At 72.4% G+C, this 14628-nt stretch carries 9 protein-coding genes; 4 read left to right on the top strand and 5 right to left on the bottom strand.

Annotation, left to right across the window (positions count from 1 at the left end):
• Positions 1-72: 72 nt before the first annotated feature.
• Both I8N68_RS14300 and I8N68_RS14305 read right to left on the bottom strand, forming a co-directional pair.
• Complete coding sequence (locus tag I8N68_RS14300; protein ID WP_200210445.1) at positions 73-1575, bottom strand: vWA domain-containing protein; 1503 nt, start codon at positions 1573-1575, stop codon at positions 73-75.
• Positions 1576-1896: 321 nt separating this feature from the next.
• Positions 1897-2637 (bottom strand): TetR family transcriptional regulator, encoded by a 741-nt coding sequence (locus tag I8N68_RS14305; protein ID WP_200210446.1) that lies wholly within the window; start codon positions 2635-2637, stop codon positions 1897-1899.
• A gap of 239 nt (positions 2638-2876) precedes the next feature.
• Here I8N68_RS14305 and I8N68_RS14310 point away from each other — a divergent pair, with 239 nt between their 5' ends.
• Positions 2877-4226: a transaminase gene (locus tag I8N68_RS14310; protein ID WP_200210447.1), complete on the top strand. Its 1350-nt coding sequence runs from the start codon at positions 2877-2879 to the stop codon at positions 4224-4226.
• 56 nt (positions 4227-4282) lie between these two features.
• Here I8N68_RS14310 and I8N68_RS14315 read toward each other — a convergent pair whose 3' ends face one another.
• The gene (locus I8N68_RS14315) at positions 4283-6217 is read right to left on the bottom strand and encodes a Na+/H+ antiporter NhaA (protein WP_200210448.1); all 1935 of its coding nucleotides are present in this window, start codon (positions 6215-6217) and stop codon (positions 4283-4285) included.
• 366 nt (positions 6218-6583) lie between these two features.
• Between I8N68_RS14315 and I8N68_RS14320 the strand changes: the two genes are divergently transcribed.
• Positions 6584-9010, top strand: a complete 2427-nt coding sequence (locus I8N68_RS14320) for a M14 family metallopeptidase (protein ID WP_200210449.1) — start codon at positions 6584-6586, stop codon at positions 9008-9010.
• Here the strand turns inward: I8N68_RS14320 and I8N68_RS14325 are convergent.
• Positions 8986-9876 (bottom strand): alpha/beta fold hydrolase, encoded by an 891-nt coding sequence (locus tag I8N68_RS14325; RefSeq protein WP_234039662.1) that lies wholly within the window; start codon positions 9874-9876, stop codon positions 8986-8988. The two genes, I8N68_RS14320 and I8N68_RS14325, sit on opposite strands and share 25 nt — an antisense overlap.
• Positions 9877-9944: 68 nt before the next feature.
• Between I8N68_RS14325 and I8N68_RS14330 the strand changes: the two genes are divergently transcribed.
• Positions 9945-12998, top strand: a complete 3054-nt coding sequence (locus I8N68_RS14330) for an AfsR/SARP family transcriptional regulator (RefSeq protein WP_200210450.1) — start codon at positions 9945-9947, stop codon at positions 12996-12998.
• Here I8N68_RS14330 and I8N68_RS14335 read toward each other — a convergent pair.
• Entirely contained in the window at positions 12988-13539 is a 552-nt protein-coding gene (locus I8N68_RS14335) for a dihydrofolate reductase family protein (RefSeq protein WP_200210451.1), read from the bottom strand. The genes I8N68_RS14330 and I8N68_RS14335 overlap by 11 nt on opposite strands.
• On the opposite strand from I8N68_RS14335, the gene I8N68_RS14340 reads away from it, so the two are divergent.
• Positions 13526-14509, top strand: coding sequence for a class I SAM-dependent methyltransferase (locus I8N68_RS14340; RefSeq protein WP_234039663.1), 984 nt, complete (start codon positions 13526-13528; stop codon positions 14507-14509). The genes I8N68_RS14335 and I8N68_RS14340 overlap by 14 nt on opposite strands.
• Positions 14510-14628 lie beyond the last annotated feature (119 nt).

Here is a 14628-nt window from a genome sequence, read left to right on the forward strand (position 1 = left end):
GACCGTCACCTCAAACAGCGGAGGCAGGAGCCGGCAGGAGGCGCAAACAGCGCAACCGGGGTGCAAACGGCGTCAGTCGAGATCGCGGGCGCGGTCGATGAGGTCGGCGAGGTCGTCCACCTCGCGGTCGCCGGTGTCCGTCGCGGCCCGGCGGGCGATGGTCGCCAGCTCGGGCAGCCGTACCTCCCGGTGCCGGCCGTCGCCGCGCAACGCCTCGGCGAAGTAGGCGGCCGCGTAGCACGTGCGCAACCGGGGTGAGGCCGCGTCGAACCGTCCGCCCAGGTCGCCCACGGTCACCGACCCGGAGGTCTCGTCCGCCTCGCGGGTCTTCGGATCGAGCCACCGCACCTGTACGCGGGCCACCTGCGCGGTTCGGGCGGCGTCGTCGGTGAGGCGCACGGCGTACAGCGCGGTCACGCTGTGCCCCGGGCCCACCTCGCCGCCGTCGACCCGGTCGTCGCGGAAGTCCTCGTCGGCGACCGCGCGGTTGTCGTAGCCGATCAGGCGGTAGGACCGCACGACCGCCGGGTCGAAGGTCACCTGCACCTTGGCGTCCAGGGCGCGCACGCTCAACGTGGCCGGCAGTTGCCGTACGAACACCTCCCGGGCGTGCGCGCGCTCGCTGACGTACACGGCGAACCCGTCGCCCCGGTCGGCGAGCCGTTCCATCAACTCGTCTCCGTACTCGCTGCCCACGCCGACCCCGAGCAGGGCGATCCGCTTGTCGGCCTCCTCCCGCACCCGGCGCAGGATCGGATCGGCCTCCGTGTTGCCGACGTTCGCCAAGCCGTCGGACAGAATGACCACCCGATTGGTGGCGCCGGACCGGAAGCCGTCGCGGGCGGCCCGGTAGCCGAGCACCAGGCCGGCTTCGAGATTGGTGCTGCTCTCGGTCCGGAGCGAGTCGATCGCCTCGTGCAACTCGTCGGCGTCGGACAGTCGGGTCATCTCCCGTACGACGCGCGCCTCTCCGCTGAACGCGACGAGAGCCACCGAGTCCGTCCGGCGGAGTTGGTCGACCAGCGTGTGCAGGGCGTCCTGCACCAGGTCCAGCCGACCGGGCTCGCCCATCGAGCCCGAGACGTCCACCACGAAGGTGAGCGCGGCGTCGGGCCGGGTTTCCGAGTCTTCCGGCCGGGTCTGCAGGCCGACCCGCATCAGGCGCACGTCGCCGGGCGGCTGCGGCTCGTGCGCGTCGGGCAACTGGGCGCCGTCGACGTGGACCGCGAACCCGTCACCTTCCGGCTCGGGGTAGTCCTGCGCGAACGAGTTCACGAACTCCTCGGGGCGGACCGTCGCCCGATCGGGCAACCGGCCGTCGGTGATGAGGCGGCGTGCGTGGCCGTACGACGCGGTGTCGACGTCGAGGGCGAAGGTCGATTGTGGATCGTCCTCGGCCGCGACGTCCGTCCCGGGTCGCTGTTCCGGGGTGCCGGGATGCCGGGGTGCCGCGGGCGGACCGTGGCCGGCCCCTGCGCTCCGGGAGTCAGCGCTACAGCCTGCGGTGCCGAGGGTGGCGGCGAGAACGAGTCCGGCAGCCAGCGCGGACCACGACAAGCCTCGACCAGTGACCATCACTTACCTCCCCATGATGGAGTCGGAGAACGGCCGATGGTGCCGTTGCCGTCCGATTGCCATTGGGACAGGCCGACGAGCCGAACGGATCCTTCCGTGGCCGAGCCGATACGCAAACGTGAACGTCGTGACCGGGACGTGGGCAACCCGTGACCGCTGGTTGGTTGCCGAAGAGACCTCACCCGGCGGTCGACGGTCGGGCGCGGCGCGTCGGTCGCGATGTGGGAGGCTCCCACCCGGACCACACCGGTCGCCGCCGGGGCCACGCCGTGACCGCCGAGCCGTGACCATCTGGATCATGCAACAGTCGAACGGGTGAGCTCACCGGCCGTGCGGTGCTGCCGCAACGGTGGCACGGAGTCCTTCCAGGTAGGTCTCCAGGACCGTGTGGAACACCTCGTTCTCGTCCTCGAGGGCGGTGGCGGCGTGGGTGCGGGCCGTCGACTGCCTCGCGGAGCCCGCTGCGGGGGTGGCGTAGACACGCAGGCCGATCGCGACGTCCAGTTCCTGTTGCTCGGCGGAGAGGCTGAGCAGGGTCGCGGTGATGCCGATGTGCCCGAGGACGACCTCGGCGAAGGCCCGGCAGTGCCGGGCGGCCACGTCGGGCTCGAGCCCCGCCTTCGTCAATTCGGCGGTGATCGTCTCGACGAGGGACGTCTCGGCGTGGCCTCCGGTGAAGCGTGCGGCCGACTGGGCCCCGAGCGCAGGACGTGCGAGGTAGGCCCGCCGCATGGACCAGGCGGCGCTGCGCAGCGTGTCCTGCCAGCTCCTGCCCGGCTCGATCCCGGCGATGGCTTCGGCCATGAGCTGGTCGCCCATGGCGAGCAGGAGTTCGTCCTTGTTGCGGAAATGCCGGTAGAGCGCGGTGGGATCGGCCCCGAGCGCACGTCCGAGGCGGGTGAGCGTCAGGAACGTCGTCCCCTCGCTGTCGGCCAGTCGCATGGCCGTCTGCAGGATGACCTCCCGCGAGAGGCTCACCCGCTTCCGCGCCGCTGACGAGCGAGCGGGCCCTGACGTCGGATCCGGGGCGGCCCCGGTTCCGGCATCGGGTTGCTTCGCCATCGGAGTCTGTCCCCTCGTCGTGGTCGTGCTGGTGCCAGCAGATCACACCGTCGTGACCAGGACCCCCGCCGGGTCAGGAGACGGCTCGTCTCGCTCGATGGTGCGAAGCGCCGCCAGCGAGAGCCCTGTCAGTAGCGCTGTCAGCGCCGTTGACAGCGCGATTTTCCGCGGAGTAGATTCCGGCTCCATCGTCGACATGCTCGGCCCCCCGGCCACCGCCGGGACGCACAGGAGGACCCATGGACCGCGGCAGGCTCACCTCCCTGCTGGCGCGCGAGCGCGACAGCCAGGTGCGACGGAATCCGCGGTCGGCTGCGGCGTACGCGCAGGCCGACCACCTGTTCGGTCGGGTGCCGATGACCTGGATGAACAAGCAGGCCGCCGGCTTCCCGCTGTACCTGCAGTCCGCGCGCGGCAGTCACGTGGTGGACCTCGACGGCCACGACTACGTCGACCTGTGTCTGGGCGACACCGGGGCCATGGCGGGACACAGCCCGGCCCCGGTGACGGAAGCGGTCATGCGGCGGCTGGCCACGCTCGGTGGAGCGACCGCCATGATGCCCACCGAGGACGCCGAGTGGGTGGGCGCCGAGCTGACCCGACGGTTCGGTCTGCCGAGGTGGAGCTTCTCGCTGACCGCGACGGACGCCAACCGGTGGGCCATCCGGCTGGCGCGGGCGGTCACCGGCCGGCCGAAGATCCTGGTCAACAGCTACTGCTACCACGGCAGCGTCGACGAGTCGCTCATCGTGGTGGGCGACGACGGCGAGGGGGTCAGCCGCCCGGGCAACGTCGGCGCCCCGTGCGAGGTGACGCTGACCAGTCGGGTGGCGGAGTTCAACGATGTCGACGGCCTCGAGCGGCAACTCGCCCACGGCGATGTCGCCGCCGTGCTCATGGAGCCCGCGCTGACCAACGTCGGCATCGTGCTGCCCGAGCCGGGCTACCTCGATGCCGTGCGCAGGTTGACCCGCCGGCACGGGACACTCCTGATCAACGACGAGACGCACACGCTATCGGCCGGCCCCGGCGGCTGCACCGGCGCGTGGGGCCTGGCGCCGGACGTCGTCACCATCGGCAAGGCCATCGGCGGAGGCGTGCCCGTCGGGGCGTACGGCCTGTCCGCCGAGTTGGCCGCCGCGATCCTCGACCGCGATGACCTGGACCTGGTCGACATGGGTGGGGTGGGTGGGACGCTCGCGGGGAACGCGCTGTCGGTCGCCGCCGCGCGAGCCACGCTGGAGCACGTGCTCACCGACTCCGCGTTCGCGCAGATGACGGCGCTCGCGACCCGGTTCACCGACGCGGTCACCAAGGTCATCGAGGCCCATGACCTGCCGTGGTCGATCAGCCAGCTCGGCGCGCGGGCGGAGTACCGGTTCGTGCGCCCGGCCCCCCGCGACGGGACCTCCTCGGCCCGAGCAGCCGACGCCGAGCTGGAGGACTACCTGCACCTGTACCTCGCCAACCGCGGCGTGCTGCTCACTCCGTTCCACAACATGGCGCTGATGTCGCCCGCGACGACTGCCGCGGACGTCGACCGTCACTCCGAGGTGTTCGCGGCGGCCGTCGCCGAGCTGCTGGCCTGAACCGGTGAGCGGTGAGCCAAGCACCTGCCGCACGGTAGGGGCCGGCTGCTCGGCGTTCAGCTCTCCGGTCCGCCCTCGCGGCGGCGCCCGGGATCCCGACGGTATGCGGGGCGCAGCTTCGCGCTGGCGAACGCCGCCTTCACCGCGGCCGAGAGCGCGGCGATGTCGTACGCGCCGTGGTGGCGCCGGCCGTTGATGAAGAAGGTCGGGGTTCCGGTGACGCCGCTGAGGTCGGCGGAGTCGATGTCCTCGGCGATCCGGTCGGCGCCCTTGAGCTGGGCGAGGTGCTCCCGGAACCGGTCGAGGTCCAGACCGAGCTGTTCGGCGTAGCCGAGCACATCGGTGGGCTTGAGGGCGTCCTGGTGCGCGAGAAGCAGGTCGTGCATCTCCCAGAACGCGTTCTGCTCGCCCGCCGCCTCGGCGGCCTCGGCGGCGAGTTGGGCATGCGGGTGGACGTCGGTGAGCGGCAGGTGCCGCCAGACGTACCGGATGTTCGCGAAGTCGGTCAGCAGTTCCCGGACCACCGGCTCGGCCTGCCCGCAGTAGGGGCATTCGAAGTCGCCGTACTCCACGACCGTCACCGGCGCTTCGCGCGGTCCGCGCACGTGGTCGCGCTCCGGATCGACCGGAACCATCAGGTCGACGATCCCCTCGGCGGCGCCCAGCATCGCGCGGGCCCGCCGCGCCGATGGGAGCCGGGCGGCGGAGCGGAACACCAGCCAGGTGACGACGGACGAACCAACCGTCGCGACGAGGATGCCGAGCTTCGCCTCCTCCAGGGTCGGGCCGCTCAGCGCGTGGGTGGCGATCAGGAGGGCGACGGTGAACCCGATGCCGGAGATCGTGCCCACCCCGGCGACGGCGACCCAACCGACCGGCGGCCGGAACCGGTTGCGGCTGAGCCGGGTTACCAGCCACGAGGTGGCCACGATCCCGGCCGGCTTGCCGACCACGTACCCCACCACGATGCCAAGCGTGACCGGGGAGGTGACGGCCCTGGCCAGGAGCTCGCCGTCGATCACGATCCCGACGTTCGCCAGCGCGAAGAGCGGCACGATCACGTAGCTGGCCCACGGGTGGTAGAGGAGCTGCAACCGCTCGTTCGGTGACAGCGCCGAGGCGAGCCCGGCCCGGGCCGAACGGGCCAGCTGCGGGGTGGGCTGTTCCCGGAAGAGGCGGAAAAGGTCGCTCGCCCGCTGCAGTTCGGTGCGGCCGGGGGCATAGGCGTAGGTGAGCAGACCCATCACCAGGCCCACCGCGACCGGGTCGACACCGGACTCCGAGACCGCGAGCCAGGCCGCCAACCCCAACAGCGCGTAGACCGGCCCGTACCGCACGCCCCACGCCCGGATGAGCAGGACGACGCCGAAGATTCCAGCCGCGGCAAGCAGCGCCGTCGGCGACGGATGTTCCGGGTAGGCGATCGCCAGCACCGCGATCGCGACCACGTCGTCGATGACGGAGACCGTCAGCAGGAAACCCCGCAACCGATCCGAGAAGCGCGGCCCGAAGACGGCCAGTGCGCCGAGCGCGAGCGCGGTGTCCGTGGCCATCACCGCGCCCCAGCCCGCGGCGGTGGTGCGCCCGGCGTTGAACGCGAGGTAGATCGCGATCGGCAGGAGTACGCCGCCGAGTCCGGCCAGCATCGGCAACGTCAGCCGACGCCGCTCCCGCAGCTCCCCGATGTCGAAGTCGCGGCGCAGCTCCAGCCCGGCGACCAGGAAGAAGAACGTCATGAGGCCGCTGTTGACCCAGGTACGCAGGTCGTGTGCCACGCGCCAGCCGCCGAGCTGGACGGAGAAGGAGGTGCTCCAGAGCGACTCGTACGACCTCAGGTGGAGGTTGGCCCAGACGAGCGCGACCACCGCGGCGACCAGCACCACCCGTGCGCTGCCGGTCTCGGTGTGCAGGAACGAGCGCAGCGGGGTGTTGAACCGGCCGACCCAGGCGGTCCGGCCGGACCATCCCCGGTGAGGGTTGTGACTCGTCACGTGGACGATCCTCCTCGACGTGCTCGCCACCTGGTTCGGATTCCCGAACACGGTAACCGGCTGGCCCACCAAGGGGATTGACAGATCACTTTCGGCACGCTGAGGATTGGGTCAGTCCACTGACCGTCACCGGAACAGCCTCTCGCTCACCAGATCGGCACCCGCTGTCCGCAGGTCGGCGATGCGGGCAGCCTCGGTCCGCCGCAGCCGGACACCACCACCTTCCCCCTCCCCGTGTCGTGGGCGCTGCCGACCCCGCAGCGACCACGCGCGACCAACCAGAGCGGAACCGCGCACCCCGGGCGGGACCCTCGGCACGTCAACCGGCCATCCATGCCGAGCAAACCGAGAAGGGCGGACATGACAATGCATGATCCCCTAGGTCCACGGTGGCGACGCCGCCTTCCCGTCCCGGCCGCGCTGGCCGCCGCCGCGGCCGTCGTGCTGCTGGTCAGCCCGGCCGCGGCGATCGTGCCGCAGGCGGCCCCACCCGCTGCCGACCTCGGCCGGGTCGCCGACGAGGAGGCAAGCGTCGTCGAGGTGCTGCTCGCCGACACCGCCCAGCTCGACGCACTCGTCGCCACCGGCGTCGACCTCGACCACGACGTCGCACGGACGGAGAACGGCGTGGTGGCGCACGCCGTGATCACACCCAACGAGGCCGCGGCACTGATCGCCGCCGGGTTCACCCTCGGCAAGGTCGTGCACCGCCCCGGCGACGCGCGGGCCCGCGTCGCCGAACGGGAGGCGACCATCGCGGAGCACATCGCGGAGAACCGGGCGTTCTCCACGGCGGCAACGGCCGCGGACGTCTCCGACATCAAGATCATCCGCGCCGACTACTACACCTCGGGGACCAGCCAGGTCCTGTCCGTGGAGGCGAAGTGGGCGCAGGGCCAGACGGCCACCAACACCCTCGTCGTCGAGCGAGACAGCGGCCCGGGCACCGAGATCGGCTCCGGCGGGACGCAGGCCATCTCCCGCTTCGTCGACGCCGGCGTCTACCTCTACCACCGCGGCGCCTCGCTGGTGACCAGCCGCCCCGACTACGTCCGGATCACCAGCCCCACCGGCGACGTCGCCGTGGCCAAGGTGCAGGAGTGGCTGCCCATTCCGGACACCAACCCGGAGGGCCCGGGGTACCAGAAGGACTTCGTGACCAGCTACCTGACGCCCACCGAGCTGTACGGGCGGATCCATCAGCTCGCCGCCGCGTTCCCGGACCTGGCCGAGATCGTGGAACTGCCGTACCGGACCAACGGCTACCGGCGCCACGCGCAGGCGGTGTTCGGCACCGCCAACGCCAGCCGCGTCGCGGTCGACTCCCTGGCGTGGGGGCACCAGGGCGGCAACGACATCTCGGTCGAGCTGGCCAACCCCGGCGCCGCCAACGCCGCGTTGTCGGTGACCGTGGCCGGCAAGGCCATCCGGGTGAACCTGGCCACCGACGCCGCCGGCGCGGTGACCAGCACGGCAGCCCAGGTCGTCGCGGCCCTCAACGCCACCGCCGGGTCGCTGGTCCGGGCGTACACCTATCGGGGCAGCGCGGGCACCGGCGTGGTCGCGCCGGCACCGCGGACGTCACTCAGCGACGGGCTCAGCGCGCCGGCCAGCGTCTCCCGTGATCCGCAGCCGGTGTACGCCATCCGAATCGGCAAGCAGCGCGACGGGTCGAAGCCGGGCGTGCTCGCCTACGCGCAGGAACACGCCCGGGAATGGGTGCCGCCGCTGGTCGCCGTCGAGACCGCCGAGCGGCTGCTGCGCAACTACGCGCACGACGGGCAGACCAAGCAGCTGCTGAACAACCTCGACATCTGGATCGCGCCGTCGGTCAACCCCGACGGTGGCCACTACTCCTTCTACGACTTCAACTCCCAGCGCAAGAACATGACCAACCACTGCCCGCTCACCGGAGCCGCCGACTACCTCGGCCGCAACTCGTGGGGCGTGGACAACAACCGCAACTACACCGAGTACAGCCTCTTCGACGGCTACTCCGGCGCGTCCGCGAGCTGCACCAGCGGCACGTACGCCGGGCCGAGCGAACTGTCCGAACCGGAGAACCGGAACCTCGACTGGCTGGCTGCCCGGCCGAACATCGCGTTCTCCATGAACCTGCACTCGTCGGGCAACTACTTCATGTGGTCACCCGGCGCGTACGCCCTGCCCGACCGGATCTCGGCGCCGCGCCCGACACTCGCCCAGGAGTCGGCGTTCTGGGGCGCCTCGTCGCGGATCCTGACCGCGATCAAGCGACACCGGAACATGGCAGTCACCCCGGCGCGGACGGGCCCGATCTCCGACGTGCTCTACTCGGCGGCGGGCAACTCCGGCGACATGCTCTGGTACAAGTACGGCATCTACGCCTGGAACTTCGAGGTCGGTACCGAGTTCCAGCCGGAGTGGGACGAGGCGCACGCCGAGACGATGGAGTTCGCCAACGGCCTGGTGGAGCTCATGCGGGTGGCGCGGGACTTCGACCAGGACCACACCCGGCCGGAGAGCACCCTCTCGGTCACCCCGAGCTCGACGCCGGGGATGGTGAACGTGACCTTCGGCGTCACCGAGCCGGCGGCGGTCTTCTACACCGTCGACGGCAGCGCACCCACGTACTCGTCGATGCTCTACGGCTCGGCGGGCATCCGTGAGGGCGGGGAGACGCTGACCCTCCCGGTGGGCACGGAGATCCACTGGTTCTCGGTGGACTCGGCGGGCAACGTCGAGAACAACTACACCGCCGACGGCGGCAGCAGGAACTACCGCAAGGGTCAGGCCGTCCTACCGACGGGCTGATCAGCGACGGTACGGTCGACGGCCGCGGCGCTTTCCGGCGCCGCGGCCGCCGCCTGCGCAGCGGCCGGCGAAGGGGCCGGACCGGGACCGTCAGCGTCGAGGAACTCATCGACCATCGGGACCAGCCACTCCGCCCGCTGCGGGATCGTCGTGTGGGTCGTGCCGGGCAGGATCGCCAGCTGGCACCGCGGCAGCCCGGTCAGATCGCCGGCCACCCCACCGCCGAGCAGCCGGAACATCTCCACCGCGTGCTCCGGCCGGATCAGGTCGGAGTCGGCCAGCACGATCATGGCTGGGGATGCGAGGTCCCGGATCGCCGACGCCGGCCACTGCGGCAGGTCGCCATCCAGGCGCTTCACCTTGGTGACCAGGTTGGGCCAGCCGGCCGGGTCCGGCGCGGTGCGCAGGTACTCCTCGTGGAACTCGGAGCCGTGCAGGTGCTCGGGCTGCAGATCCTGGATGCCGTCGAGCAGCCCCGGGTACACGCCCCCGTGGTGGAAGCTCACCGACGCCAGCACGAGCCGGCCGACCCGCGGCGCGTGGTCGGTGCCGAGACGCAGCGCCACCATGGCGCCCATGCTCCAGCCCAACACGTCCGCGGTCTCGATGCCCAGGTGGTCCAGCAGGGCGACGACGTCCGCGGCGAAATTCTCCACCGTGAGCGGCCGGTCCACGTCCGGGGTGTGGCCGTGGGCCTGCAGTTCGACCGCGATGACGCGGCGGGTCTTCGCCAGCAGCGGCAGGATCGTGCCGAACGACGTGCCGATGCCGGAGAGGGCGCCGTGGATCAGCACGACCGGGCGGCCGACGCCGGGGCCGTGCGACTCGTAGTACAGGGACAGTCCGTTGACGGGTGCGTAAGTCATGCGGTCACCATGCGCGGCGGCTCTTACGGTCCCCTTCCGATGCGCTTACCGCTTGTAGGGTGACCCGCATGCGTTTCGGCGTCCTCGGGCCGCTCGCCGTCACCACCGACACCGGCGAGCCCGTCACCATCCCGGGCGCCAAGGTCCGCGCGCTCCTCGCCGACCTGGTCGCCCACCGCAACCACGTCGTCTCCGCGGACCGGCTGATCGACGACCTGTGGGGCGACGACCGGCCCGGCAACGCGGCCGGTGCGCTCCAGGTGCGCGTCTCGCAGCTGCGCAAGGCGCTCAACGACGCCGAGCCGGGGGCGCGGGACCTCGTCGAGTCGCGGCCGCCCGGGTACGTACTGCGCACGGACGCCGTCGACGCGGACCGGTTCACCGCACTCGCCGCCACGGACGACGCGGCCAGCCTGGCCGAGGCGCTGCGGCTGTGGCGTGGCGAGCCGTACGCGGACGTCGCCGACGAGGAGTGGGTCCGCGCCGAAGCCGCCCGCCTCGCCGAAGCTCGGCTGGTCGTGCTGGAGAAGCTGGCCGATGCCCGGCTCGCCCGGGGCGAGCACGCGCTCGTCGCCGCCGACCTGGCCGAACTGGTGGCGAAGCAGCCACTGCGAGAGGGCCTGCGCGTACTGCACATGCGTGCCCTGTACGGGGCCGGCCGCCAGTCCGAGGCCCTGGACAGCTACACCGACCTGCGGCAGCGCCTCGCCGACGAGCTGGGCCTCGACCCCGGACCGGAGCTGGTCGCCCTGCACCGGCAGATCCTCGAGCAGGACACCGGGCTCCGCGTCCCGCCCAAGGCCGCGCTGATCCGCAACAGCCTGCCGGCCCGGCTCGACGAGCTGGTCGGCCGGGCCGAGGCCCTCACCGAGCTGCGCGCGATGGTGCCCCAGCGGCGGCTCGTCACGCTGATCGGCCCGGGTGGCGTCGGCAAGACCCGGCTCGCCACCGAGGCCGCCCGCGAGCAATCGTTCCCGGACGGCGTGCACCTCGTCGAGCTGACCGCGCTACGGCCCGGCGATACCGCCGTCGCCGAGCTGGTCCTGGCCGCCCTCGACGCGCGGGAGACGGCCGGCTCCGGGGCCACCCCCGACCACCGGCTCGTCGCCACCCTGCGGCACCGGCGGGCGCTGCTCGTCCTCGACAACTGCGAGCACGTGATCGAGCCGGCCGCCGCGCTGGTTGCCCGCCTGCTGCGCGAGGCCGCCGGCGTCACCGTGCTGGCGACCAGCCGGGAACCGCTCGGGCTCGCCGGCGAGCTGCTGTGGGAGGTGCCGCCGCTGCCCGTACCCGCCGACGGGCGGGACCTCGACGCGGTCCGGCGGTCGGCCGCCGCCCGGCTCTTCGCGGCCCGGGCCGCCGCGCAGCAGCGCGGCTTCCGGCTCGACGAGCGGACCGGCCCTGCGGTCGCGCAGCTGTGCCGCCGCCTCGACGGGCTGCCGCTGGCGTTGGAGCTGGCCGCGACGCGGGTGCGCGCGCTCGGGGTCGAGGGCGTGGTGGAGCGGCTGGACGACCGGTTCAGGCTGCTCAGCACCACGCAGCGGGACATGCCGGCCCGGCAGCGCACGCTCACCGCGGTGATCGGCTGGAGCTGGGACCTGCTCGCCGACGAGGAGCGAGCGGTGCTCGCGCGGCTCGCCGTACACAGCGACGGCTGCACGCTGGAGGCGGCCGAGGCGGTCTGCGGCGCCGACGTCGACGTGCTGGCCCGGCTGATCGACCGGTCGCTCGTCGTATTGGACGAGTCCGGCGCCGCGCCGCGCTACCGGCTGCTGGAGTCGGTCGCGGCGTTCTGCCTGGAACGGCTCGCCGACGCCGACGCGGTCCGGGCCCGACACGCGGCGTACTACACCCGGCTGGCCGAGCGGGCCGACCCGTTGCTGCGCGGCCCCGGCCAGCGGGAGTGGCTGGCCCGGCTCGACGCCGAGGCCGCCAACCTGCGGGCCGCGCTCGCGCACGGCGGCGGGCTGCGGCTCGCCACCGCCCTGACCTGGTACTGGTTCCTGCGCGGCCGCCTCACCGAGGCGCGCCGCGCGCTGACGCTCGACGGCGACGCTGCCGCGCGGGCCGCCGCCGCGGTGTGGCGGGTCGGCTTCGCGCTGCTCCAGGGCGACGCCGTCCCACCCGCCGAGATCGAGGCGGCCCTGGCGGGGTACGCCGACGGCCGGGCCACCTGGTTCGTGGCGGCCGCCCTCGTCGAACGCAGCGAGCTGTCCGCGGCATCCGAGCTGCTCGGCCGGGCGCGCAGCGCCGGCCACGACCCGTGGGTCGAGGCGGCCGGGTGCGTGACGGCCGCCAAGCTCGCCCACGCCGCGAGCGACCTCGCCGCGCTGGAACGCGAGGGCGAGCGCGCCGCGGCGATCTTCGCCGAGCTGGGCGACGCGTGGGGCCGGTTGCAGGCCACCGACTGGGTGGGCGGCCTGGCGGAGCTGACCGGCGAGTACGAGCGGGCCGCCGCGATGCACCGGGAGGGCCTGCGGTGGGCCGAGGAGCTGGCGCTGTGGCCGGAGGTCGGAAGCAAACTGTCCTGGCTGGCCTGGATCGCGGTGCAGACCCGCGACTACCAGGAGGCGTGGGAGCTGGCCGAACGCGCCCATCGGCTGGCCGTCGAGCAGGACTCGCCCGGCGCCGAGGTCTTCGCCCAGCTGAGCCTCGGCATCGCGGCGCGCCGCGACGGCAAGCTGGACGTCGCCGTCACCCATCTGGAGCACCTGGTCGAGGCGGGCGGCGACGACGCCCTGTTCCTGCCGATGGTCCTCACCGAGCTGGGGTACGCCGTCGCGGACCCCGACCCGGCGCGGGCGCTCGCGCTGCACGCCCGCGCGTTCGACGTCGCCGTCGCGATCGGCGCCCCGCGCGACGCGGCCGGCGCGCTGGAAGGGCTGGCCTCCGCGGTGCCGGAGCCGGAGGTGGCGGCGCGGATCCTCGGGGCCGCGGCGGCCGCGCGGGCCCAGTCGGGGGTGCCGGCCGCGCCAGCGGAGCGGGACGAGGTCGACCGGGTCACCGCGCGGCTCGGTGCGGCGCTCGGCGCGGACGGGTACGCGACCGCGTACCGGGCCGGGCACGACCTGGGCCCGGGCGAGGCCCGGGCCCTGGTCCAGTCGTTCGTCGCTACCGGTTGACCGGCCGGTAGGAGGCGATGATCACGCCGCTCTTCATGACCCTGGTGTCGGCCAGGGCGAGCGTCGCCTGCGCGTCGCTCAGCGGCGAGCTGACCGAGGGGCCGCCCTGGAGCACCGGGTGGATCCAGAACCGGACCTCGTCCACCAGCCCCGCCTTGACCAGGGCGTGGGTGACCACGCCGTAGCCGTACATCAGGATGTCCTTGCCGTCCTGGGCCTTCAGCTTGGTGACCTCCTCGATCAGGTCGCCCTGCAGCACCTCGGTGTTCTTCCACTCCGGGTCCTTCAGAGTGGTCGAGGCGACGTACTTCTTGACGTTGTTGAAGTAGGCCGCGCCGGTGGTCGGGTCGCTCTCGTCCATCTTCGGCCAGGCGGCGGCGAAGCCGTCGTACGTGCGGCGACCCATCAGCAGCGCGTCGGCCCCATCCGTCTGCTCGCCGGCGAAGGCCATGGCCTCCTCGTCGAAGTACGGGCTGGTCCACGCCGGGTTCTCGATGACGCCGTCGAGGGTGATGTAGGTCGAGTTGATGATCCTGCGCATGGTGTCCTCCGGGGTTTCCGTGTCCGTCTCAGTGACACCCGGAACACTGCCAGGGGCCACTTACGATTCGCTTCAGGTGCGCTTGCTGCCGCCCTTCAGGCGGCGACGCGAAGCCGACACCCCACCCGGCCATGGAGGCGCCGAGCCGACCGACCACGGCGGCAGGCTGCTTCACCATCTGCGACGTAGGATCGCCTCCTACACAGGTTGTGCCGACAGTATGACCGTGGTCGAGTTCGCGCTCATGCCGGCGAGCCAGTTGTCCAGGGGGTTTGCGGTGACCGCACGCAACGGCGAGGTCGACAGCGACGAGCCCGATGACAACGACTACGACTTCGACTACGACGAGATCTACCGCGACACTGCCGACTCGGGCGGGCCGCCCTGGGACATCGGCGGTCCGCAGCCGGCACTCGCGCAGGTGCTCGACGACGGGGTGAAGGGCCCGAAGGTGCTCGACGTCGGCTGCGGAGCAGGTGATCTCGCGATTGCCCTCGCCCGTCGCGGCTACGAGGTGACGGCGATCGACATCTCGCGGGTGGCGATCGACATGGCCCGCGCCAAGGCCGCCGCCGAGGGCCTGACGGTGCACTTCGAGGTCCAGGATGCCACCGACCTGTCGTTGCCGTCGGCGCCGTTCGACTCGGTGTTCGACTCCGGCCTGCTGCACAGCCTCCACCGGCGCGGCGGTGGCGAGGTGGACGAATACCTCGCGCTACTGCCGGGCCTCGCCGCGCCGGGCGCGACCGTCTTCGTACTGGCGGTGTCGCTGCAGGAGGGCCAGGGCTGGGGCGTGACCGAGGATTTGCTGCGGGCGGGCTTCGCCGAGCCGGAGTGGGTCGACACGGAGGTCGAGGAGATCGACGTGGCCGCGGAGACCGGCGGCCGGGAGCTCGTTCTGCCCGGCTTCCTGCTCCGCACGGTCCGAGCATCGACACCTAGCCCCACCGGCGGCGGCCGAACCGCCTGACCCAAACCCCCGCCCGCGGCGCGGGAGTTCCGCGGGGCCGGCTTCGTACCCGCCCCGCTGCTGGCGCACCTCGTCACCGCTTGCTACCTCGGCCGCAAGACCGGCCGCGGCTGCCGCGA

Origin of the sequence: Micromonospora coerulea, assembly GCF_016598485.1 — a bacterium.
In the GTDB taxonomy this organism is placed as follows: domain Bacteria; phylum Actinomycetota; class Actinomycetes; order Mycobacteriales; family Micromonosporaceae; genus Micromonospora; species Micromonospora coerulea.

Coding starts and splice junctions, on each gene's coding strand:
- I8N68_RS14300 (WP_200210445.1), bottom strand. CDS start 1,575: ATGGTCACTGGTCGAGGCTTGTCGTGGTCCGCGCTGGCTGCCGGACTC.
- I8N68_RS14305 (WP_200210446.1), bottom strand. CDS start 2,637: ATGGCGAAGCAACCCGATGCCGGAACCGGGGCCGCCCCGGATCCGACG.
- I8N68_RS14310 (WP_200210447.1), top strand. CDS start 2,877: ATGGACCGCGGCAGGCTCACCTCCCTGCTGGCGCGCGAGCGCGACAGC.
- I8N68_RS14320 (WP_200210449.1), top strand. CDS start 6,584: ATGCATGATCCCCTAGGTCCACGGTGGCGACGCCGCCTTCCCGTCCCG.
- I8N68_RS14325 (WP_234039662.1), bottom strand. CDS start 9,876: ATGACTTACGCACCCGTCAACGGACTGTCCCTGTACTACGAGTCGCAC.
- I8N68_RS14330 (WP_200210450.1), top strand. CDS start 9,945: ATGCGTTTCGGCGTCCTCGGGCCGCTCGCCGTCACCACCGACACCGGC.
- I8N68_RS14340 (WP_234039663.1), top strand. CDS start 13,526: ATGATCCTGCGCATGGTGTCCTCCGGGGTTTCCGTGTCCGTCTCAGTG.
- I8N68_RS14335 (WP_200210451.1), bottom strand. CDS start 13,539: ATGCGCAGGATCATCAACTCGACCTACATCACCCTCGACGGCGTCATC.